The organism is Yersinia sp. FDAARGOS_228 (assembly GCF_002073315.2).
Classification (GTDB): Bacteria; Pseudomonadota; Gammaproteobacteria; order Enterobacterales; family Enterobacteriaceae; genus Yersinia; species Yersinia intermedia.
Window position 1 is genome coordinate 431,848 of record NZ_CP020409.2, and the last position, 23,323, is coordinate 455,170.

The window sequence follows — 23,323 nt, forward strand, 5'->3', positions numbered from 1 at the left end:
TTTGTCGACCTCCATGTCGAGAGACAATAAAAGAACGTATCCATGTTACGGGCTTGCCTTTATACTACGGCGCGGTTGTTTATAAACTGCCCAATTGACATTGAATGGGAAATCTCAGGTGAAGTTCGTAAAGTATTTTTTGATCCTTACAGTGTGTTGCATTTTACTGGGAGCAGCCTCGATATTTGGCCTGTACAAATATATTGAGCCGCAGCTACCCGATGTTGCCACGCTGAAAGATGTCCGGCTGCAAACACCTATGTTGGTGTATAGCGCCGAAGGCGAATTGATCGCTCAATACGGTGAAAAACGCCGTATCCCGTTGACATTAAAACAGATTCCACCAGAAATGGTGCATGCGTTTATTGCTACAGAAGATAGTCGATTCTATGAGCATCATGGTGTGGACCCCGTTGGGATCCTACGTGCTGCCTCAATTGCTATGGTTTCTGGGCGTGCCTCACAAGGGGCAAGTACCATTACCCAGCAATTAGCTCGAAACTTCTTCTTAAGCCCGGAACGGACTTTGATACGTAAAATCAAGGAAGCCTTTCTGGCAATTCGCATCGAACAGTTACTGACCAAAGATGAAATCCTTGAGCTTTATCTAAACAAGATTTATCTCGGCTACCGTGCCTATGGTGTCGGTGCAGCGGCACAGGTCTATTTCGGCAAAGAGGTCAATGAATTGACCCTCAGCCAGATGGCGATGATTGCCGGTTTGCCAAAAGCCCCTTCCACTTTCAACCCGCTCTATTCACATGACCGAGCGGTGGCGCGCCGTAACGTCGTGCTGTCACGAATGCTGGATGAAAAGTACATCACTCAAGCGCAATACGATCAGGCGCGCAGTGAAGAGCTGGTTGCCAACTACCATGCACCGCAAATCGCCTTCTCAGCACCTTATCTGTCTGAAATGGTGCGTCAGGAGATGATTAAGCGTTATGGTGAGAATGCCTATACCGACGGCTACCAGGTCTATACCACCATTACCAGAAAGCTCCAGTTGGCGGCAGTCGACTCATTACGTGCCAATGTGCTGGCGTATGATATGCGCCATGGTTATCGAGGCCCGTCCAATGTGTTGTGGAAAGTGGGCGAAAGTGCCTGGGGCCGCGAGCAAATTATTGATTCGCTAAAAACCTTACCAGTCTATGGCCCACTGCTGCCAGCGGTGGTGACCGAAGCCAATGCGGCGCAAGCAACGGCACTGTTGGCAGATGGCAGCAACGTGACCTTGCCAATGGCCGGCATGCGTTGGGCGCGTCCGTTTAAATCAGATAACGCTCAAGGGCCGACGCCAAAACAAGTCACCGATGTGGTGCAGCCTGGTCAGCAAATTTGGGTGAGAAAAGTAGAGGATAATTGGTGGCTGGCACAGGTGCCGGACGTCAACTCAGCCTTGGTTTCTATCGATCCAAACAACGGTGCGATTAAGGCGCTGGTTGGCGGTTTTGACTTTAACCAAAGTAAATTTAACCGCGCTACGCAGGCACTACGTCAGGTCGGTTCGAATATCAAACCCTTCCTGTATACTGCGGCAATGGATAAAGGTCTGACGCTGGCGACCATCCTCAACGATCTGCCAATTACACGCTGGGATGCGGGTGCAGGCACCGATTGGCGGCCAAAAAACTCACCACCGACTTACGATGGCCCAATTCGTTTGCGTCAAGGTTTAGGTCAGTCGAAGAACGTGGTGATGGTGCGGGCAATGCGTGCCATGGGTGTGGATTACGCAGCTGAATACCTGCAACGCTTTGGTTTCCCGGCACAGAATATTGTGCACTCAGAATCCCTGGCATTAGGTTCCGCCTCCTTTACGCCATTGCAGTTAGTCCGAGGTTACGCTGTGTTGGCAAACGGTGGCTACCTGGTCGATCCGTATTTCATCACCAAAATAACTGATGATGTCGGCAATGTGCTGTTCGAAGAGAAACCAAAGATTGTCTGTGAAGAGTGTAACTTACCGGTTATTTACGGTGACACTCAACGTTCAGTGGTGCTGTCTGACGATAACATCGAAAACGTCGCCACCTCGCAGAGCAATAGCGCCAGTAATGTACCTATGCCTGAGTTAGAACAAGTGACGCCAGCACAGGCCAAGCTCAACAGTGACCAACAATACGCACCACATGTGATAAGCACGCCGTTGGCCTTCTTGATTCGTGATGCGTTGAACTCAAACATCTTCGGGGAACCGGGCTGGATGGGTACCGGCTGGCGCGCTGGGCGTGACCTGAAACGCAAGGATATCGGTGGTAAAACCGGTACCACCAACAACTCGAAAGATGCCTGGTTCTCTGGCTACGGCCCGGATACCGTGACCTCTGTTTGGATTGGCTTCGATGACCATCGCCGCGACTTAGGCCGTAGCTCCGCATCAGGGGCAATATCAGATCAGATCGCGGGTGCGGAAGGTGGGGCGAAAAGTGCGCAACCTGCATGGGATGACTTTATGAAAGCCGCCCTTGAAGGCTTACCGGAAAAACCTGTCTCTCCACCGCCAGGTATTGTCAGTGTAGTGATTGATAAACAGACCGGTAAGTTATCCAGTGGCGGGCCAGGCAGCCGCTCAGAGTACTTTATCGAGGGGACACAACCCACTGAGTTCTCAGTACATGAAGCAGGTACCACCCTGATGGATAACGGGCAGACTCATGAGTTGTTCTAACTTAATTGTTCTGATGGAATGGTTCTGTCAGCGCTAATTGCCTGAGTATCAAGGCAATATAAAAGCCGGGAGCTCGTAACAGAGCCCCGGCTTTTTTATGTTTGAAAATTACTTATTAAGAAATGCCTGAGCCAGAAAAAGGGCACTAACATTACGGGCCTCATTGAAGCCCGGCTCATCCAGCAGTGCCATCATATTGGCGATCGGCCAGCGCACTTGTGGCAAAGGTTCCGGCTCATCGCCCTCCAGACTTTGTGGATAGAGGTTATGGGCAATAACGATATTCATTTTGCTAGAGAAATAGGACGGAGCCATTGTCAGCTTAGTGAGATAATCAAAGCGTTTAGCACCAAAGCCAACCTCTTCCATCAGCTCACGATTTGCCGCCTCCAACACACCCTCGCCCGGATCAATCAGCCCCTTGGGGAAGCCCAACTCATACTCTTCAATACCCACGGCATATTCGCGAATCAGCAAAAGGTCATCACCAATAATCGGCACGATCATAACCGCTTCACGATTTGATGGCCGCATTCGTTCATAAACCCGTTGCACGCCATTGCTGAACTCCAGATCCACCGCTTCAACGGTAAACAAGCGGGAGTGGGCAACCGTTTCTATTTTAAGAATTTTAGGTTTTTGCAGGTGTTTCATGATAGCCCCAATTTAAATACTCACCGCCTATCGAACTCTCTCAGGATAACCCGCGCTATTTTATGGTTACTTAGTAAACCACTTTTTACCGATAACGATTAACCCAACGCTTTATACTGAAATTTATTAGAACTTGATCACATTGTGCGTTAGTGAGAACCTTTATCGCAATCTCAGTTAGATATAATTTACCTGTTTTTAACATGGCGTCGAGTTTAGTCAAGATTCAACCGGTTAAATTTCAGCCTATTTCAGTACAGAACACGTTAAAATTTGTGTTTGAAAATAGGATTATGCTGATATTACCGATGTTTTAGCCTTGCTATGCTTATCAGTCTACGGGCAGTTTAAGAGCACTTGCATTAGGTTTTTTGATGAATAATAGCGTGTGAAATGCTAATTCACTGAATGACTCTGTTATATGCCTTGGTACTGTTTTAACGCATAATATGCATTCTTTCATAGAGCTGACGTGAGTCAGAAGCGCTCGGATGGGGATGGGATGAGCACAATGGTCTTAATATTGGCCTTACTGTTGACCAGTCTGATCGCGGTAGGGTTATTATGGTGGTTCCGATTCCGCCGCCCCGCCCCCGTAACTGCAACACTGCCGTTCGCTAAACCCATCTATCGTAAACTTACCCCAGAAGAACGGGTTAATATTGAGAATTATTTGCTCGGTCAGCGAGAGAAGCTCGGATTCAAAGCTCAATCAACTTTCGACACCCGTACACTGACGAACAACAATCTTGTGCCCGCAAAGCTGGCTCTGACGCCACAAAGCGAAAATGTTTATTCGGTTACCCGCGCTATCACCCGTTACGGCGTGGCGAGTGACGAACCCAATAAATGGCGTTATTACCTTGATTCTATTGAGATTCACCTCCCCTCTTCGTGGGAGCAATATATTGCTCAAGATAATGACGTAGAACTCATCCAAACTCAGACCATTCCTTTAGTGATTTCCCTCAATGGGCATACGCTTAAAAATCACCAAGCTGAGAATAGCTACCAACCGATTTTGCCTTCCACTGCGCAAAATGCATCAATCCGCAAAGCAGACAGCGAACATATAGAGCTGTTGAATATCCGCAAAGAAACACCGGAAGAATATGCCCTGCATGGCGCAAATGGCTTAAAAGAAGCCGCCGCGATTTGTCTGGCGTTATTATTGCTGTTTTTCGCCTTGATCGGCCCGGCGGTCATACTGCCCTGGCTGATTATTGTGGCAATAACGTTAACCGGTTGGGCATGCTGGAATATGTTCCGCCCGTTGTCTGAAAAAGATTTGCGTGAAGTCCATTGCTTGAGTGGCACACCAAAGCGCTGGGGGCTGTTTGGCGAATCGAACCAAGGGCAGATGAATAACATCTCGCTGGGGATTGTCGATCTGATTTATCCGGCCCATTGGGGGCCTTATTTTGCTCATGATCTGGGTAAAAAGACCAACATTGATATCTACCTTAATCGTCAGGTTGTGCGCCAGGGGCCTTTTTTATCCCTGCATGACGAAATGAAACATTTCCCCTTACAGCGCTGGGGGAAAAACCTGACGCTTATCGCCGGTTCACTGCTAATAATGGTGTTATTGCTAATCTATGTGCCGCTCGGCTTGCCATTGAAATTGAGCATTGCCTGGTTGCAAGGCGCACAAAGTCAGCAAGTTACCAGTGTTGAAGCCTTGGAAAAAATGCCGCTACACATTGGCGATATGCTGAAAGCTCAGGGTACCGGTATGTGTTATGTCCCGCCGAATACTCAAAACCCGCATAGTTTTGTTTTTACACCATTTGATTGTTCTGGGATCTATTGGAATAACGCAGCACCATTGCCACAACCTGAGTCTGACACCATTGAGAAAGCCGCCGCACTGGTGGCTACAGTTAATCAGCAGTTACATCCGCAAGGTATTGATGTCAACGTCAACCCACAGTTGGCCACTGCCATCGAGAAGTCTGGCATGATTTTACTGGATAACTTTGCCGATATCGTCTTAAAAACACAGGCATTATGTGGTGGAGATAACGACTGTGTCCGCCTGAAGAATGCCTTGGTTAATTTAGGTAATGCAAAGAATTGGTCGGGGCTGGTTAAACGCGCACAATCTGGCACATTGAAAGGCATGAATGTGCTGCTGCGCCCAGTCAGTGCCGATGCCCTGGAAAGTCTGGTTAAAACCGCTACCTCATCATTTGTTTATCGTGAGACGCATTTGGCAACCGAAGCGTTAAACAGCCCGCCTCCGGGGGGGTTCTTGATAACCAGTGATGAAGGTAAGCAGTTAGTAAATCACCCCGCTCCTGCCGTGCCACTGTTTGATTACAGCGCACTGGAGCAGTGGCGCGAATTACAACGGCTCTCTGGGTTGCTACTTAATACCCCGTTTAAGGCCGAAGGTATCATTACCAATATCACCATTGATGCCAATGGCACGCGGCATATTGCGCTACACAGTGAGCCGGATATCGTCACACTGGGCCGTTATCTGGGTACCAGCTTATTGCTGCTGGTACTGATTGCTTGTCTGGTCGTGAATACCTCTTTATTAATTCAACGGATACTAAAAAACCGTAGCCGGATGGATAATATTCAACGCTATTATGATAATTGCTTTAACCAAACCCTCACTCCAACGCCTTTCCTGCGTTAGCTTTCTTTCAGCCATATCATTCATCGCTGGCTAGCCCTGTAACTTTGATATGCTAGGCTAGCTTTATCTGTGGTTGTTTTGGGACACCGCCCCTGATTGGCCGCCTGTATTTGTTGTAATCCGTATTATTTGGTAGCAACACTTTTGGTTAAAAATAATGTGATTGTGGAGCCGCTATGCCCCCTGAACTTAATTGGCAAGAAATCGATACCGTGCTGCTGGACATGGATGGCACCCTGCTAGATCTGGAATTCGATAGCCATTTCTGGCTAAAGCAGGTGCCGGAAACCCTTAGCCAACACCGAGGGATCCCACTGGAGCAGGCACACAAAATTATTCATGATGAATATCTGGCAGTGCAACATACCTTAAACTGGTATTGCTTCGATTATTGGAGTGAACGGTTGGACTTAGATATTTACGCCATGACCACGGCTGCGGGTAACCGGGTTCGTCTGCGCCAGGATACTGAGCCGTTTTTATCCGGTTTACGCCAGCAGGGGTTACAAACCATTTTGCTCACCAACGCCCATCCACACAGCCTGGCGGTAAAAATTGAGCATACTGCACTTGACCAGCACCTTGATTTATTACTTTCTACCCATACATTTGGTTATCCGAAGGAAGATCAACGACTGTGGCAAGCTGTCGCCCAGCATACTGGGCTGAACCCGGCCAGAACCTTATTCGTCGATGACAGTGAAACGATTCTGGATGCAGCGCGCACATTCGGTATCCGCTACTGTCTGGGTATAGAAAACCCGGATTCCAGTTGTGCTGACAAAGCATTTCACAGCCACCCTGCAATCAATGATTACCGTAAGCTGTTACCCGCTCTACAGTTACGTGGTGATTAAAAAGAGGTTTAGGCCGATAGCCTAAATAATTCGAGTTGCAACAAGGCAGCCAACGCATATGCAACTTGAAGTATGACGGATATAACAGGCAGGAGTAGTCATGAAGGATAAAGCAGTTTCTGACGAATCGGTTCGGCTAGATAAATGGCTCTGGGCCGCCCGGTTTTATAAAACCAGAGCAATCGCCAGGGAAATGGTGGATGGCGGCAAAGTCCATTACAACGGTCAGCGCGGTAAACCGAGCAAACTGGTTGAGCTTAATGCTGAAATCCGCCTGCGCCAAGGCAATGATGAACGCACGGTGCGGGTATTGGCATTACACGGCCAACGCCGTGGTGCAAACGAAGCGCAGGCACTGTATGAAGAGACTGAAGCCAGTATTGCCAATCGCGAGAAGGTAGCACAGGCGCGTAAATTGAATGCCCTGACTATGCCACATCCTGATCGGCGGCCGGATAAAAAAGAGCGTCGCAACCTGATCAAATTTAAACAAGGCGAGTCTGAGTAAACCCTATAGATTTCAACATGCAGGAAGGCAGCCAACACACCTGCAACTTGAAAGATGACGGGGTTGCTTGCAGCCAGAAAGAGAGAAACCTATGTCTAATCACGACCAATTACACCGCTATCTGTTTGCTAACCATGCAGTACGCGGTGAGCTGGTTTCAGTCAATGAAACCTATCAGCAAGTATTAGCCAACCATGACTACCCACCTGCGGTACAAAAGCTGTTGGGTGAGATGTTGGTCGCAACCAGTTTACTGACCGCCACGCTCAAGTTTGATGGTGATATCACCGTGCAGTTGCAGGGGGCAGATGGCCCGTTGTCACTGGCGGTGATTAACGGCAATAACCAGCAGCAAATGCGGGGTGTCGCTCGCTTTAAAGGTGAAATCAGCGATGAAAGCACGCTGAAAGAGATGGTCGGCAACGGCTATCTGGTTATCACCATCACCCCAGCAAAGGGCGAGCGCTATCAGGGTGTGGTAGCTCTGGAAGGGGAGACTATCGCCGCCTGTCTGGAAAATTACTTTATGCAGTCTGAACAATTACCAACACGCCTGTTTATTCGTACTGGCAGTGTGGAAGGTAAAGCCGCGGCGGGCGGGATGCTGCTACAAGTGTTGCCAGCCGAAGAGCGCAATGAAGATGAATTTGATCACCTGGCACAGCTCACCACTACCATCAAAGCTGAGGAGCTATTTACGCTACCCGCGAATGAAGTGCTGTATCGTTTATACCATCAGGAAGAAGTGACGTTATATGAGCCGCAAAACGTCAGTTTCCGCTGCACCTGTTCCCGCGAGCGTTGTGCCGATGCATTAGTCACACTGTCGGAAGATGACATCACCGAAATGCTGGAACAAGATGGCAATATTGATATGCATTGTGAGTATTGCGGCAATCACTACCTGTTTGATGCTGTCGATATCGCCTCATTAAAGAGTGGTAACAGCTCTTCCTCCGAACAAATTCATTAATAACAATAATGATTAGTTGGGTGCTGACTCGTGCCCAGCTATTTCTCCTGGCGTTTCATACTTGCGACAATCCGTGTTCTATCTCTCATAACCTAGCGAAAAATAGGTCATATGTTGAAATATTTGATAGCTATCGCTGTTAATCAGAGATGAGGATTTACAATCGCTGGTAGAAAATTGACGATCCAGGAGTTATGACATGAGTGTTAAAGGAATTACCCCGCAGGAGCTCGCCGCCTATGGCATCCATAACGTCAGCGAGATTGTTTACAACCCAAGCTATGATTTACTGTTCCAGGAAGAGACCAAACCCACGCTTGAAGGATACGAGCGCGGAATCCTCACCACCACAGGAGCAATAGCGGTAGATACCGGGATTTTTACCGGCCGCTCGCCAAAAGATAAATATATTGTCCGCGATGCTATCACTCAAGATACCGTGTGGTGGGCTGATCAGGGCAAAGGCAAAAATGATAACAAGCCACTGAGTCAGGAAACCTGGAGCCACCTGAAAGGGTTGGTAACTGAGCAACTGTCCGGTAAGCGTCTGTTTGTTGTTGATACCTTCTGCGGTGCTAACGCCGATACTCGTCTGCAAGTTCGTTTTGTCACTGAAGTTGCGTGGCAGGCTCATTTTGTCAAAAACATGTTTATCCGCCCATCAGACGAAGAACTGGCCCATTTCGAACCTGATTTTATCGTCATGAATGGTGCTAAATGCACTAACCCGGACTGGAAAGAGCAAGGTCTGAATTCTGAGAACTTTGTTGCCTTTAACCTGACAGAACGTATGCAGCTCATTGGCGGCACATGGTATGGCGGCGAAATGAAGAAAGGTATGTTCTCGATGATGAACTACCTGCTGCCACTGAAAGGCATTGCTTCCATGCACTGCTCGGCCAACGTCGGCGAGAAAGGCGATGTCGCTATCTTCTTCGGCCTGTCTGGTACCGGTAAAACCACGCTGTCGACTGACCCGAAACGTAAGTTAATCGGCGATGATGAACACGGCTGGGATGATGACGGCGTATTTAACTTTGAAGGTGGCTGCTACGCTAAAACCATCAAGTTATCTGAAGAGGCAGAACCGGATATTTATCATGCGATTAAGCGTGATGCCTTGTTAGAAAACGTGGTGGTGCTGGCCGACGGTACAGTTGACTTCAATGATGGTTCCAAAACGGAAAACACCCGTGTTTCCTACCCGATCTATCATATTGAAAACATCGTTAAACCGGTTTCTAAAGCGGGTCATGCCACTAAGGTTATCTTCCTGACTGCTGATGCCTTCGGTGTATTGCCACCAGTATCACGCCTGACGGCAAATCAAACCCAGTATCACTTCCTGTCTGGCTTCACCGCTAAACTGGCTGGTACTGAGCGCGGAGTAACCGAGCCAACACCGACCTTCTCAGCCTGTTTTGGTGCGGCTTTCCTGTCGCTGCACCCAACACAATATGCAGAAGTGCTGGTTAAACGTATGCAAGCGGTGGGTGCACAAGCCTATCTGGTCAATACTGGTTGGAATGGGACTGGCAAACGTATTTCTATCAAGGATACCCGTGGCATCATTGACGCCATTCTGAACGGTGAAATTGATAAAGCAGAAACCTTCACTCTGCCAATCTTTGATCTGGCGGTGCCAACGGCATTACCGGGCGTGAACCCAGATATCCTCGATCCTCGTGACACTTACGCTGATGTGGCGCAGTGGCAAGAGAAAGCCGAAGATCTGGCGAAGCGTTTTACCACTAACTTTGATAAGTATACTGATACCCCAGCAGGTGCTGCGTTGGTTAGCGCAGGGCCAAAGCTCTAAGTTAGCGTTGATTTGGTAGTGATTATGGCAGGGGCACATTCGTGCCCCTTTTGTTTTCCGCAAATCAAAAATGGATTAGATCAGGTTTGGTGGATGAGTGATCGAGGTCGGGTGTTCATTATTAGTTGTTCAGTGATCCGGGTCGGTTGATATGAGTTCAGTGATTAACTTGTCTCCGTTGCCTCAACCGCCAAAGGGTGCGGGCGCGCACCCTTGTGGAATCCAGCGCTTCGCACGTATCGCCTGCCCACTGCGTGGGTTCCCTCACTCATCGTTTCGGCTCACGGACCGCCGTGATTCGCTCCTGCTCAAGCACGGCTCGCTCGGCTTCCCTGCCTCGCGTCCTACCTTCACTCTTCATTCGGCAGCTCAAATGTGCTTTGAAAGTCAAAAGAGGAAATCAACAGCAAAAAATGATGGTTTTGACGTTGAGCGCAATCAGGAATATTGCCGACAAGGATGGAGGGCAGAGTGAGCGGGCATGGACGCCCGCGAAAAGCACGCTTGAGCAGGAGCGAATCGCGCTGGCTCGTCAGCCCGAAAGACGTAGGCGGTTTACCCGTAGGGCAATATTTCGCGCAAGCCGCAGGTGCAGGAGGGCCGGCTTGCCCTCCTGCTCGGTTGAGGCTACGGAGGTAAATTAGGCACTTAACTCATATCAACCGAAACCTGATCCGACCCCACCATAACCGAACCTGACCACTAAACTCATATCAACCGAACCCGATCACCATACTAAATAACCAAAATAAAACTCACACTACCATCGGTGGCTTCGCCTTCATATCTAACGGCAACGGAATATACGCCCGGATCCGTAAACCACCCCGCTCACTGGTACCGATATCCAACGAACCGGCGTGGGCATCAATAATCCGCTGCACAATCGCCAAGCCCAGCCCAGTACCACTGGTACTACGGGCGCTATCGCCACGCACAAAAGGCTGGAACAGATGCTTCAAATCTTCTGGCTTGATACCAGGGCCGTCATCCTCAACCTGGAACCACGCACGCTGTAGCTCAGTGCCACTACTGACTTTTATCCAACCATTACCGTAACGCGCCGCATTCACCACCATATTGGCCAAAGCACGCTTAATCGATAACGGATGAATATCCACCAGCACTTCACCTGCACACAAATCAGTCTCGATTATCCGCTCATAACCACTTTCAGCCGCTATCACTTCACCGAGAACTGCATTCAAATCACTCGATTCAGTCGGCATCTCCTGCCCAGTGCGTAGATAATCGATAAATTGCTCAATAATGGCATTGCACTCTTCAATGTCTTTATTGATTGACTCAGAGAGGTATCCATCGGCTTCACTCATCATTTCAGTCGCCAAACGAATACGGGTCAACGGCGTGCGTAAATCATGGCTAACCCCGGCCATCAGCAAGGTCCGGTCATCTGCCAGCAACTTCACGCCAGCGGCCATTTGGTTAAATGCCCGGGTAACCGAACGCACCTCTGATGCACCATACTCCCGCAACGGCGGCGGAATAATCCCTTTACCCACCTGCAAAGCAGCGTGTTCCAGCTCGACTAATGGCCGATTCTGAATACGGATAAACAGCCAGGCACCCCCGACAGCCAATAACATAATTGCCAAGGTATAACGGAACAGTGGTGAGAAATCGCCCTGATGGATCTCAGTTAATGGCACTCGCACCCAGATATCCGGTGACAACCACGTCTTTAGCCAGACAACAGGGGAGTTTTTATTAACTTCGACCCGAACATCAGTTGGCCCCCCCAATTGCTGGGCCATTTGATCACTGAGAAATTTGTAATGCTGTGCCCAACGCAGGCCACTTTCCTCTGCCGCAGCATTGGTATAAAGCGAAATCCCCAATTCACGGTAAATCTCACGCCGGAACGCCGGCGGGACTTCAAGTAGCGTGCCATCTTCCAATTGCAGCCGATCAGTCATCAGCATACGAACTTCATACGCCAACACTTTGTTAAACTGCTGCAAACTGGGCAAAATGGCGAAATTTAACACCACCAAATACGTAGTGACCAGGCTGACGAACAGCAAGGTCACAATCAGTAATAAGGTTCGGGCAAATGAGCTACGCGGAGAAAAGCGCCATCGCCTCATGCTTTACTGCCGTCCGGTACAAATACGTAGCCCAAGCCCCACACAGTTTGGATATAGCGCGGATGCGCCGGATCTTCTTCTACCATACGGCGCAGACGTGAAATCTGTACGTCGATGGAGCGCTCCATCGCACTGTATTCACGGCCTCGGGCCAGATTCATCAGCTTATCGCGTGACAACGGCTCACGCGGATGACTCACCAAGGCTTTCAGCACCGCAAACTCACCGCTGGTCAGTGGCATAGGTTCATCTTCACGGAACATCTCGCGGGTGCCTAAATTGAGTTTGAACTTACCAAACGCAATTACCGCTTCTTCCTGTGAAGGTGCACCCGGTAACTCGTTAGCCTGACGGCGTAACACCGCACGGATACGGGCCAGTAATTCGCGTGGGTTAAATGGTTTCGGAATATAATCGTCAGCACCAATTTCCAATCCGACGATACGGTCAACTTCTTCACCCTTCGCCGTCACCATAATGATCGGCATTGGGTTGCTTTGGCTACGCAGACGGCGGCAGATAGACAAACCATCTTCACCCGGTAACATCAGATCAAGCACCATCAGGTGGAAAGACTCACGGGTTAGCAAGCGATCCATCTGTTCAGCATTGGCAACACTGCGCACCTGGAAACCTTGCTCTGTTAGGTAACGCTCCAACAGCGCGCGCAGGCGCATATCGTCATCAACGACCAGAATCTTGTGATTCTCTTGCATTTTATTACTCCCAAAGGCCGTATTGCCCGAACCTGTACATTGTTAGAAAAACTTACTCTGTAGCCTAAATAATTCGAGTTGCAGGAAGGTGGCAACTGAGCGAGTTCCCAAGAACTTACATGCGTAAGTGACCAGGGTGCCAACGCACATGCAGCTTGAAGTATGGCGTGTATAACAGACAGCTATTTATGGTATATATTCTAGTCGAAATTGTTACAAAGCTTATTGTTGTGCCTAATTATCAACACTTTCGTCAAATGGGCGATAGCGGATCTCTAAGATCCAGTAGGTTGCTTCACCATTGGGTGTCTGAACCGTCACCTCATCCTCCACCTGTTTACCAATTAAGGCACGGGCAACCGGTGAATCGATAGAAATCCATTTTTTTGCCGGATCAAACTCATCTGGCCCAACCAGGCGAAAGATACGCTGTTCTTCTAATTCATTTTCTACCCGCACCCAGGCACCAAAAAAGACTTTTCCTTCCTGGCGGGGGTCAGGGTCGACAACTTTCAGCACCTCAAGGCGCTTGGTCAGAAAGCGCACCCGGCGGTCGATCTCGCGTAGCCGCTTCTTACCATAGATATATTCAGCATTTTCCGAACGGTCACCCATTGCTGCGGCTTCAGACACCGCTTGCGTCACCACCGGGCGCTCTTCCCGCCACAGATAATGCAATTCACGATCAAGTGCTTGCCAGCCTTCGCGGGTAATGTAATTACTTTTCGCCATATAATTATCCCTTTGGCATTGATACCACTACTATACCCTAACTTTTTACCGATAAGTCCACGTTACCTCAAGCTCTGCTGCCGCTCTACTGGCAATTTATCCGGGCAATCCGTATAACTATCTTCTGCCGTTTTTCCTAATCACTATCAGACTTGACATCAGACTTATGAATGAACAACTGAGCAGCATTATTGCAAGCGAACTACAGGCGCGGCCGGAGCAAGTTATCTCTGCTATCCGCCTGCTTGATGAAGGTAATACCGTGCCGTTTATTTCGCGGTATCGTAAGGAAGTTACCGGCGGGTTGGATGATACCCAGTTGCGCCAGTTGGAAAGCCGTTTGGGCTATCTGCGTGAACTCGAAGAGCGCCGCCAAACCATTCTTAAATCAATTGAAGATCAGGGCAAGCTCACCGAGCAATTGGCCGGTGCCATCAATGGCACCATGAGCAAAACTGAGCTTGAAGATTTATATCTCCCTTATAAACCGAAGCGCCGCACCCGTGGTCAGATTGCGATTGAAGCCGGTCTGGAGCCATTGGCAGACAGTTTATGGCATGACCCTCAGCAAGAGCCAGAACAGGTTGCTCTCGCTTATGTTGATGCCGATAAAGGTGTTGCAGACACGAAAGCGGCACTGGATGGTGCACGCTATATCCTGATGGAGCGCTTTGCAGAAGATGCCACCCTGCTGGCCAAAGTGCGCCAGTATTTGTGGAAAAATGCCCATTTAGTGTCAAAAGTGGTGGAAGGTAAGGAGCTGGAAGGTGCTAAATTCCGCGATTACTTTGACAGCCACGAACCTATCGCCCATGTCCCTTCTCATCGCGCACTGGCTATGTTCCGTGGCCGCAATGAAGGCGTGTTACAACTGGCACTCAATCCTGACCCGCAGTTTGACGAACCACCGCGCGAAAGTCAGGGTGAGCAGATCATTATTAACCATCTGGATCTGCGGCTGAATAATGCGCCAGCAGACGGTTGGCGCAAAGCGGTGGTCAACTGGACCTGGCGTATCAAAGTGCTGATGCATCTGGAAACCGAGCTGATGAGCACCCTGCGCGAACGAGCCGAAGATGAAGCAATCAACGTATTCGCCCGTAACATGCAAGATCTGTTGATGGCAGCCCCAGCCGGCATGCGCGCCACCATGGGCCTTGATCCAGGCCTGCGTACCGGGGTAAAAGTGGCGATAGTAGACGCTACCGGCAAGCTGGTTGCCTTTGATACCATCTACCCTCATACCGGGCAGGCTGCCAAAGCTGCCGCCGTGGTGGCCGCCCTGTGCATCAAGCATCAGGTTGAACTGGTGGCTATCGGTAATGGTACGGCATCGCGGGAAACCGAGCGTTTCTTTGTCGAGCTACAGCAACAGTATCCGGCAGTCACCGCGCAAAAAGTGATTGTCAGTGAAGCTGGAGCCTCGGTTTACTCCGCCTCTGAGTTGGCGGCGCTGGAATTCCCGGATCTGGATGTCTCTATCCGTGGTGCAGTCTCTATTGCCCGGCGGTTACAAGATCCACTGGCTGAATTGGTAAAAATTGACCCGAAATCTATCGGAGTCGGCCAATATCAGCATGATGTTAGCCAAAGCCAACTGGCGAAAAAGCTGGATGCGGTGGTGGAAGACTGCGTAAACGCCGTGGGTGTAGATTTAAACACCGCATCGGTGCCATTACTGACCCGGGTTGCGGGGTTAACCCGCATGATGGCGCAAAACATTGTTAGCTGGCGTGATGAGAATGGCCGCTTCCATAACCGTGAGCAATTGCTCAAAGTCAGCCGCCTCGGGCCGAAAGCCTTCGAGCAGTGTGCCGGCTTCCTGCGTATCAACCATGGCAATAACCCGCTGGACGCATCAACCGTGCATCCAGAAGCCTATCCGATTGTTGAGCGCATTTTGGCTGCAACTGAACAGGCATTGCAGGACCTAATGGGTAATGCTACCGCGCTGCGTAATCTTAATGCGCGTGATTTCACCACCGAGAAATTTGGTGTCCCGACGGTCACCGATATTCTGCGTGAGTTGGAAAAACCCGGCCGTGACCCGCGCCCTGAGTTCAAAACCGCAACTTTCGCTGAGGGTGTTGAAACACTTAATGATCTGACGCCAGGCATGATCCTTGAAGGCTCTGTCACTAACGTGACCAACTTTGGTGCCTTTGTTGATATTGGTGTTCATCAAGATGGTTTGGTGCATATCTCGTCATTGGCGGATAAGTTTGTCGATGACCCGCATAAAGTGGTGAAAGCCGGGGATATCGTCAAAGTGAAAGTCATGGAAGTGGATTTGCAGCGCAAGCGCATTGCCCTGACCATGCGCCTTGATGAGCAGCCCGGTGAAGGCGGTTCGCGTCGTGGCAACAATGGCGGTAATAGTGCGAATAGCAGCGCCAATAGTCGTAATGACAATCGTGGTGCCAGCCAGTCACGTAACAGCAATGACTCGAACAACCGCCCAGCGGCAAAAGGCCGGGCAGACAGTAACTCTGGCAGCAACAGCGCCATGAGTGATGCACTGGCGGCGGCATTTAAGAAGCGTTGATCTCTCTATTCAGGGCCACGTTGGTGGCCCTTTTTTCACTTAGCTTTTTGTTGCAAACAATCGGGCATCTTTAATGGCTTTTCTCATACCCTTTTCGTCTATAAAGCTGAATGTTTATCATTTAAATTAATTAGCATGCGATTCTTTTCTGCGACGAGATGAAGCTTAAATTACGTTTAAACCGGCGCTAATTTAACAATCTATTTAACATGGGCGTTAATTCTGTCAGTTATTCACCCTAATTTATAAATAATTATGATGGCATTCTGCGAGTTAATTAAAACTCGAATGTTATTTGATTAAAGCGAGAGTAAATTGATTATGTTAACAATCGGTATTTTACAGCCCTAACTGACCACGATGTAAACATTCAGTTAACTGATTTAACTCATTATTTGCATTTGCGATCACCTTAATTTGGTGGTAAAACAAGCATAAATAGCAATCAGACTCATTAATCCCGATGAGCTTACATAAGTAAGTGATTCTGGTTAGTGAACGTAGCCAACACACAGGCCGCTTAAAGTATGACGGGTATATAAAAATTAAAGCGTAATGAATACTTACCTTTAAGCATTTAACCTTAGTTGAATATGAAAACGATTCTTACTATTATTATTCTATCTATTACCTTTTAGAGTCGTATCACTCTGAATTTTGGTGCGCCAATAACATAATAACAAGAGGCTCCTATGCATCTTATCCCGCAGCGTTCCTATAAAATTGTTGGTTTCTCGCCTGAAATCAGCCCGGCTTACCGGCAGAAATTATTGTCATTGGGTATGCTACCCGGCTCTTCATTTAATGTTGTCCGCCTGGCGCCATTAGGTGACCCCATACAGATAGAAACCCGTCGGGTCAGTCTGGTGCTACGGAAAAAAGACTTAGACCTGCTTACGCTGGACCTGCAACCCTAATATTACGGGCCAACATCCTATTTTGGCTGCCGGGCTGTGTGTCAAAGCGCTCTTGTGTAGTCTGATTTTAATTTACTGATATCACGTTGGATCATGAAAGCACTCACAATCGGCCTGATCGGCAACCCCAATGCAGGTAAAACTACCCTTTTCAATCAGTTAACCGGTGCCCGTCAACGGGTGGGGAACTGGGCCGGGGTTACGGTGGAGCGCAAAGAAGGCCATTTCACTACCGCGCAGCATCAGGTGACACTGGTTGACCTGCCGGGAACCTACTCCCTGACCACCATTTCTGAGCAAACTTCGCTGGATGAGCAAATTGCTTGTCACTATATTTTGAGTGGCGAAGCTGACCTGCTGATTAATGTTATTGATGCGGTCAATCTGGAGCGCAATCTCTATCTGACACTGCAACTGGTTGAATTGGGTATCCCCTGTATTGTGGCGCTCAATATGTTGGATATTGCCAAAAGCCAGCATATCGATATTGATATCAATGCGTTATCACAGCAATTAGGTTGTCCGGTTATTCCGCTGGTCTCCACCCGTGGGCAGGGTATCAATGAATTAAAAAGCAGTATTGATGAGCTTCAGCCGGTTCCCTTTAAGGCTTTGGTTAACTACCCGCCAGTGCTACTCAGTGAAGTGGATAAGTTGGTAGAGGCCATGCCTGAGTTCTGGCCAGTGCAGCAGCGCCGTTGGCTGGCACTGCAAATATTGGAAGGTGATATCTATAGCCTGGCACGTGCTGGCATCGCCCCCTCAATCGTGGGAGTGGCACGCGACAATCTGCGAGCAAGCCAACACGAAGATCCCGAACTGGTGATAGCCGATGCCCGTTATCAAAGTATTGCCCGCATCTGTGATGTGGTCGGTAACTCGCAACAAGCGGAACCAAACCGCCTGACACAAGCGCTTGATAAAGTGATCCTTAATCGCTGGTTAGGTGTACCGATCTTTCTGTTTGTCATGTATTTAATGTTCGTATTAGCCATCAATATCGGTGGTGCGTTGCAGCCCATCTTTGATATTGGCTCTGCGGCTATCTTTATTCAGGGGCTGCAATGGGTGGGTTATACCCTGCATTTCCCACAGTGGTTGACCATCTTCCTCGCTCAAGGCGTAGGGGGTGGGATTAATACCGTGCTGCCGTTGGTGCCACAAATTGGCATGATGTACCTGTTCCTCTCCTTTTTAGAAGACTCCGGCTATATGGCCCGTGCCGCGTTTGTGATGGACCGGCTGATGCAAGCGCTGGGGTTACCGGGTAAATCCTTTGTACCGCTGATTGTCGGTTTCGGCTGTAATGTGCCCTCGATCATGGGTGCACGAACGCTGGATGCGCAACGCGAACGCCTGATCACCATCATGATGGCTCCCTTTATGTCCTGTGGCGCACGGCTGGCGATTTTTGCTGTCTTCGCAGCGGCATTCTTCGGCCAGGACGGGGCCAGTATCGTTTTCTCTCTCTATCTGTTGGGCATCGCGGTTGCCATTCTCACCGGGCTGGTGCTGAAATACACCATTATGCGTGGCGAGGCCTCACCCTTTGTGATGGAACTGCCGGTTTACCATGTGCCCCACCTCAAGAGCTTGTTATTGCAAACCTGGCAACGGCTAAAAGGTTTTGTACTGCGCGCTGGGAAAGTGATTGTCATCGCCAGTATCTTCATCGGCGGCCTAAACAGCTTCTCTTTCAGTGGCAAACCTGTAGATAGCATCAATGACTCAGCACTGGCATCAGTCAGTAAAGTGCTGACGCCATTGCTGGCCCCCATGGGTGTCCATAGTGATAACTGGCAGGCAACCGTAGGGTTAGTGACCGGTGCCATGGCAAAAGAAGTGGTGGTAGGGACACTCAATACCCTCTATACCGCAGAGCAGATTAAGAACGAGCCCTTTGATGCTGAGAGCTTCAACTTACCGGGCGAATTGGCGGGGGCAGTTAAAATCACCTGGCAGGGTTTAAAAGATACTTTTAGCCTTAGCGTGTTATCAAATCCCATTGAAGCCAGCAAAGGTGATGGCGAAATGGCGGCCGGTTCGATGGGCATGATGAGCAGTAAATTCGGTTCCAGCATTGCCGCCTATAGCTATCTGATATTTGTGTTGCTCTATGTGCCCTGCGTCTCGGTCATGGGGGCTATCGCTCGGGAAACCAGCCGTGGCTGGATGACCTTCTCAATTCTGTGGGGGCTGAATGTGGCCTACTCACTGGCAACCCTGTTCTATCAGGCAGCAACCTTTCACCAGCATCCGCCACAAAGCCTAATGATTATGGCTGTGGTTATTATGGTTAATGTATTAATTTTGTTTGGATTGCGCCGCGCGCGGAGCCGGGTAACCGTCCGATTGCAAAACAGTAAGCCCGCGAATTGTTGTCAGAGTGCTGGCAATGATTGTCACTAACAAACAACGGTTGTTGCGACAGGAGGCATAATGGCAAGCCTACTACAACTACGCGATGCCATCGCTCTGTGTGGCAGCACAGGAGCGAATCAGCTAAGCCAGCAATTGGCAACGCCTTTACCTCTGGTTGAGGCCATGCTGGAAAGGCTAACGGCAATGGGCAAGATTGAACGCATTGAACAAGATAATCGTGGGTGTCTGACAGGCAGTTGCAAGCGTTGCCCTGAAGGAAATAATCACTGTAATATCGTGATTTATCAGATAAAAAATCATCATTAAGTCAGAAATAGAGATGCCCGCCGGGCATCTCTGTCTTATTATTACTTATAAACATCGGCATTAGCGTCAAACTTCTTCTTCTCACGCTCGGCGATAATCACATAATACTTACCGCCTTTCTCGTCAGCCAATTTTGACAGTTCTTCTTTCACATCCATCGGCGATGTTGCCTGACCCGACGTGGTGATAGTGCCGATCTTCTCGTACTTTTTCGCTTCTTCTTTGGTAATTTCTTTCGCCGCCATCGCGCCAAAAGAAACCCCAGTCACAACCAGAGCAACAGCCAGATTTTTCAATAAATTCATACCGAATACCTCGCAAGTAAAGAGTTAATGTGTATAAAAACATTGAGAAAAACAAAGATGATATTGATTTAATTCATGACAGTTGGCTGATGTGATGCCACGCTCAGTGGCCCCCCACAACCTTAAGGAAAACGCTTTCCCCATGCTAGTGCGCGGGGATGCGCCAATTTGAACCTTCTTAATTATTAAGCAGATTTAATATTTAGCCATTAAATTGCACATTAAATTCTATTCATCACTATGTGCTAAGGCCTTAAATCTGTAGCAGTTAGCTATTTCAGTGTGATTTTAGCGTCAACATGCGCTAAAAAGTCGATAAGTAATTTTGAAAAATCATCAGGATGAGAAATAAAGGGGGCATGCGCTGATCCCTTCATCACTACCGACTGACTATGCGGCCAGGTGCTGTCTAGTAACGAGGCGACTTTGCGCGGTACCAACCCATCCAGATAACCATAAATACGCAGCATGGGCAGAGCACTCTCGACCAGTGCTGGCCGTAAATCGGCAGTACGCAGAATATCTAGCCCACCGATTAACACTTCTACCGCCGGCATCTGGTGTTGTAGCACCACCGCTTTCAATAAACGGGCATCCTGTCGTGCACTTGCCGTCCCCAGAGTTTGCAATGCCAGAAAACGCTCAACCGTACGCTGAAAATCTTCACTTAACTGTTGTTGGAAACCAGCCAAGACCTCCGGCCGAATCCCCGGCCATTCATCATGTGCGGTAAAACATGGCGAGGAGGAGACAGTGATCAGCCCGCGCACACGCTCTGGCTGAGTCAAGGCTATCTGACTGGCCACCAGCCCACCCATCGACCAGCCGAGCCACAAAGCCTGCTCTGGCGCTTGTTGTAAGACAATTTTTGCCATATCAGGCAGTGACATCGCACCAAAATCTTTGCTACGCCCATAACCGGGGAGATCCACCAAATGCAGACGAAAATGCGGCGCGAGTCTATCAATTATGCAATGCCAGACTTCGGCGTTCAGCCCCCATCCGTGCAGCAGCACAAGATCGCAATCGCCTTCGCCACAGATGTTCCAATAAAGTTGTTTCATACGTTAATATCCTGCCGCCTTAGCCCCGTTATGCATCACTTATCAAGGAAGAGGTACATGCTAACAATCGTCAACCAGTGTTGGCTATGCCGACAATCGTTATATCACCCACGGCACGGTATTTGTTGTTACTGCAAGCGCCATTTACCTAAATTGCCGCCCTGTTGCCCTCGTTGCGGCTTGCCTTGCACCAATACCGCGTTACCTTGTGGCCGCTGCCTTAATGCGCCACCCCGCTGGGCAAGCATCACCTTTGTCAGCGATTACGCCCCGCCCTTGAACAGGTTGATAAAAAAGCTCAAATTTAATGGCGTCACACAATTAGCACCGGTACTGGCCCGTTTACTATTGCTACGCTGGCTCGATGCCTGCCGTCAGGGTAAGGTTATCAGGCCAGAAAGAATCATTAGTGTGCCTTTACACCGCTGGCGTTGTTGGCGGCGCGGCTATAACCAAACAGACCTGTTAGCACAGCCATTGGCACACTGGCTTAGTTGCCATTACAGTCATATGACGTTACAGCGAGTGCGGGCTACACCACCGCAGCAGCGATTAAAGGCTACCGCGCGGCGTAAAAATATGCGGGGGATATTTCGCTGTACGCAGTCTCTGCGTGGGCAACATATTGCGCTGCTGGATGATGTCGTAACAACGGGCAGTACACTGAATGAGATAGCTGATCTACTATGGTCCGAGGGGATTGCCTCACTACAGGTGTGGTGTATCTGCCGAACCTTGTAGTCACCCCAGCAATGGGCGTATTATAACCGACAAGAATAGTCAACTATTGAGCAGATGCCATGATCACAATAACAGACGCAGCACAATCTCATTTTGCCAAACTGTTGGCAAATCAAGAAGAAGGCACCCAAATCCGTGTATTTGTTATCAACCCCGGAACACCAACCGCTGAATGCGGCGTGTCTTATTGCCCACCGGATGCGGTCGAAGCAACAGATACCGTACTAAAATTTGAGCAGTTATCAGCTTATGTTGATGAAATGAGCAAGCCTTATTTGGAAGACGCTGAAATCGATTTCGTCACTGACCAACTAGGTTCTCAACTGACACTGAAAGCGCCAAATGCCAAAATGCGTAAAGTTGATGATACTGCACCATTGATGGAGCGGGTTGAATATGTTCTGCAATCGCAGATTAACCCGCAACTGGCAGGGCATGGTGGCCGTGTGACACTGATGGAGATCACACCAGATGCATTGGCTATCCTGCAATTTGGCGGCGGCTGTAACGGGTGTTCTATGGTTGATGTCACACTGAAAGAAGGCATTGAAAAAGAGCTGTTGCAGAAATTCCCAGAATTGAAGGGTGTGAGGGATTTGACCGAGCATCAGCGCGGCGAGCATTCCTATTACTAATTATCCTGCGTCCTTGGCGCTACAGCGGTGTTAGCTTCGCTCTCTCTCCCGAATCACTGACTGATGTCAGCTCATCGGGATTTGTTCGCTGGCTGCCTTGCTGTAACACCAATGACTTTGGCTAATAATTGAGCGCTGCTATTACTAATTGTCCTGCGTCCTTGGCACTACAGCGGTGTTAGCTTCGCTCTCTCACCCGAATCACTGACTGATGTCAGCTCATCGGGATTTGTTCGCTCGCTGCCTTGCTGTAACACCAATGACTTTGGCTAATAATTGAGCGCTGCTATTACTAATTGTCCTGCGTCTTTGGCGCTACAGCGGTGTTAGCTTCGCTCTCTCACCCGAATCACTGACTGATGTTAGCTCATCGGGATTTGTTCGCTGGCTGCCTTGCTGTAACACCAATGACTTTGGCTAATAATTGAGCGCTGCTATTACTAATTGTCCTGCGTCTTTGGCACTACAGCGGTGTTAGCTTCGCTCTCTCACCCGAATCACTGACTGATGTCAGCTCATCGGGATTTGTTCGCTGGCTGCCTTGCTGTAACGCCAATGAATAATATTGTTCTTAATGCTGACAAAACCAGATGACTCAATCTGGAGCGGTGAGGATAGGCAGAAGAGTAAAGCGTCCGCGCCAGGGATGGCGCGGCACGAACCTACATGGGCGTATTGACGGCATCTTTACGATCTGCCTGTTCTCTCCGCCACGAGCACTTTATTGGCAGCCTACT

Annotated in this window: 18 protein-coding genes and 1 pseudogene; 13 read left to right on the forward strand and 6 right to left on the reverse strand. The window is 49.2% G+C overall.

What is annotated here, in order from left to right; genetic code table 11:
- Nucleotides 1-118 precede the first annotated feature (118 nt).
- The gene (gene mrcA / locus A6J67_RS02095) at nucleotides 119-2,674 is read left to right on the forward strand and encodes a peptidoglycan glycosyltransferase/peptidoglycan DD-transpeptidase MrcA (protein WP_042568764.1); all 2,556 of its coding nucleotides are present in this window, start codon (nucleotides 119-121) and stop codon (nucleotides 2,672-2,674) included.
- 108 nt (nucleotides 2,675-2,782) lie between these two features.
- Here mrcA and nudE read toward each other — a convergent pair whose 3' ends face one another.
- The gene (gene nudE, locus A6J67_RS02100; protein ID WP_005186120.1) at nucleotides 2,783-3,328 is read right to left on the reverse strand and encodes an ADP compounds hydrolase NudE; all 546 of its coding nucleotides are present in this window, start codon (nucleotides 3,326-3,328) and stop codon (nucleotides 2,783-2,785) included.
- A 502-nt stretch (nucleotides 3,329-3,830) separates the two neighbouring features.
- Here nudE and A6J67_RS02105 point away from each other — a divergent pair.
- The 5 genes from A6J67_RS02105 to pckA all read left to right on the forward strand — a co-directional run bounded on the left by A6J67_RS02105 (nucleotide 3,831) and on the right by pckA (nucleotide 10,135).
- A complete protein-coding gene (locus A6J67_RS02105; protein WP_032906572.1) occupies nucleotides 3,831-5,978 on the forward strand; it encodes an intracellular growth attenuator family protein in 2,148 nt (715 codons plus the stop codon).
- Nucleotides 5,979-6,154: 176 nt separating this feature from the next.
- A complete protein-coding gene (gene yrfG, locus A6J67_RS02110) occupies nucleotides 6,155-6,835 on the forward strand; it encodes a GMP/IMP nucleotidase (RefSeq protein WP_005186116.1) in 681 nt (226 codons plus the stop codon).
- Between the two features lie 100 nt (nucleotides 6,836-6,935).
- Complete coding sequence (hslR, locus tag A6J67_RS02115) at nucleotides 6,936-7,343, forward strand: ribosome-associated heat shock protein Hsp15 (RefSeq protein WP_005186113.1); 408 nt, start codon at nucleotides 6,936-6,938, stop codon at nucleotides 7,341-7,343.
- A 91-nt stretch (nucleotides 7,344-7,434) separates the two neighbouring features.
- Nucleotides 7,435-8,316 carry an Hsp33 family molecular chaperone HslO gene (gene hslO, locus A6J67_RS02120; protein ID WP_042568765.1) on the forward strand — a complete coding sequence of 294 codons (882 nt, stop codon included), beginning with the start codon at nucleotides 7,435-7,437 and terminating at the stop codon, nucleotides 8,314-8,316.
- A gap of 199 nt (nucleotides 8,317-8,515) precedes the next feature.
- Nucleotides 8,516-10,135: a phosphoenolpyruvate carboxykinase (ATP) gene (pckA, locus tag A6J67_RS02125; RefSeq protein ID WP_005186106.1), complete on the forward strand. Its 1,620-nt coding sequence runs from the start codon at nucleotides 8,516-8,518 to the stop codon at nucleotides 10,133-10,135.
- Nucleotides 10,136-10,890: 755 nt separating this feature from the next.
- Here the strand turns inward: pckA and envZ are convergent.
- From envZ to greB, 3 genes are all read right to left on the reverse strand, one after another.
- Nucleotides 10,891-12,243, reverse strand: a complete 1,353-nt coding sequence (gene envZ, locus A6J67_RS02140) for a two-component system sensor histidine kinase EnvZ (RefSeq protein WP_042568766.1) — start codon at nucleotides 12,241-12,243, stop codon at nucleotides 10,891-10,893.
- Nucleotides 12,240-12,959 carry a two-component system response regulator OmpR gene (gene ompR / locus A6J67_RS02145; RefSeq protein WP_004709363.1) on the reverse strand — a complete coding sequence of 240 codons (720 nt, stop codon included), beginning with the start codon at nucleotides 12,957-12,959 and terminating at the stop codon, nucleotides 12,240-12,242. The genes envZ and ompR overlap by 4 nt, the downstream gene beginning before the upstream one ends.
- Nucleotides 12,960-13,193: 234 nt before the next feature.
- A complete protein-coding gene (gene greB / locus A6J67_RS02150) occupies nucleotides 13,194-13,691 on the reverse strand; it encodes a transcription elongation factor GreB (protein WP_005186101.1) in 498 nt (165 codons plus the stop codon).
- A gap of 166 nt (nucleotides 13,692-13,857) precedes the next feature.
- Between greB and A6J67_RS02155 the strand changes: the two genes are divergently transcribed.
- The 4 genes from A6J67_RS02155 (at nucleotide 13,858) to A6J67_RS02170 (ending at nucleotide 19,841) form a co-directional block, all read left to right on the forward strand.
- Nucleotides 13,858-16,236 (forward strand): Tex family protein, encoded by a 2,379-nt coding sequence (locus A6J67_RS02155; protein WP_042568767.1) that lies wholly within the window; start codon nucleotides 13,858-13,860, stop codon nucleotides 16,234-16,236.
- A 692-nt stretch (nucleotides 16,237-16,928) separates the two neighbouring features.
- A complete protein-coding gene (gene feoA, locus A6J67_RS02160; protein ID WP_005186094.1) occupies nucleotides 16,929-17,153 on the forward strand; it encodes a ferrous iron transporter A in 225 nt (74 codons plus the stop codon).
- A 93-nt stretch (nucleotides 17,154-17,246) separates the two neighbouring features.
- Nucleotides 17,247-19,562, forward strand: a complete 2,316-nt coding sequence (gene feoB / locus A6J67_RS02165) for a Fe(2+) transporter permease subunit FeoB (RefSeq protein WP_042568768.1) — start codon at nucleotides 17,247-17,249, stop codon at nucleotides 19,560-19,562.
- Between the two features lie 30 nt (nucleotides 19,563-19,592).
- Nucleotides 19,593-19,841 (forward strand): FeoC-like transcriptional regulator, encoded by a 249-nt coding sequence (locus tag A6J67_RS02170; RefSeq protein WP_005186087.1) that lies wholly within the window; start codon nucleotides 19,593-19,595, stop codon nucleotides 19,839-19,841.
- A gap of 41 nt (nucleotides 19,842-19,882) precedes the next feature.
- On the opposite strand, the gene A6J67_RS02175 is transcribed toward A6J67_RS02170, so the two are convergent.
- A complete protein-coding gene (locus A6J67_RS02175) occupies nucleotides 19,883-20,146 on the reverse strand; it encodes a YdgH/BhsA/McbA-like domain containing protein (protein ID WP_005186084.1) in 264 nt (87 codons plus the stop codon).
- 272 nt (nucleotides 20,147-20,418) lie between these two features.
- Complete coding sequence (gene bioH, locus A6J67_RS02180; protein ID WP_050087906.1) at nucleotides 20,419-21,210, reverse strand: pimeloyl-ACP methyl ester esterase BioH; 792 nt, start codon at nucleotides 21,208-21,210, stop codon at nucleotides 20,419-20,421.
- Nucleotides 21,211-21,267: 57 nt separating this feature from the next.
- Here bioH and gntX point away from each other — a divergent pair, with 57 nt between their 5' ends.
- The 3 genes and pseudogenes from gntX to A6J67_RS23845 all read left to right on the forward strand — a co-directional run.
- Nucleotides 21,268-21,951: a DNA utilization protein GntX gene (gene gntX, locus A6J67_RS02185; RefSeq protein WP_050297616.1), complete on the forward strand. Its 684-nt coding sequence runs from the start codon at nucleotides 21,268-21,270 to the stop codon at nucleotides 21,949-21,951.
- 59 nt (nucleotides 21,952-22,010) lie between these two features.
- The gene (gene nfuA, locus A6J67_RS02190; RefSeq protein WP_005186074.1) at nucleotides 22,011-22,586 is read left to right on the forward strand and encodes a Fe-S biogenesis protein NfuA; all 576 of its coding nucleotides are present in this window, start codon (nucleotides 22,011-22,013) and stop codon (nucleotides 22,584-22,586) included.
- 666 nt (nucleotides 22,587-23,252) lie between these two features.
- Nucleotides 23,253-23,321 (forward strand): annotated as a pseudogene (locus A6J67_RS23845) (gluconate 5-dehydrogenase); the annotation flags it as partial.
- Nucleotides 23,322-23,323 lie beyond the last annotated feature (2 nt).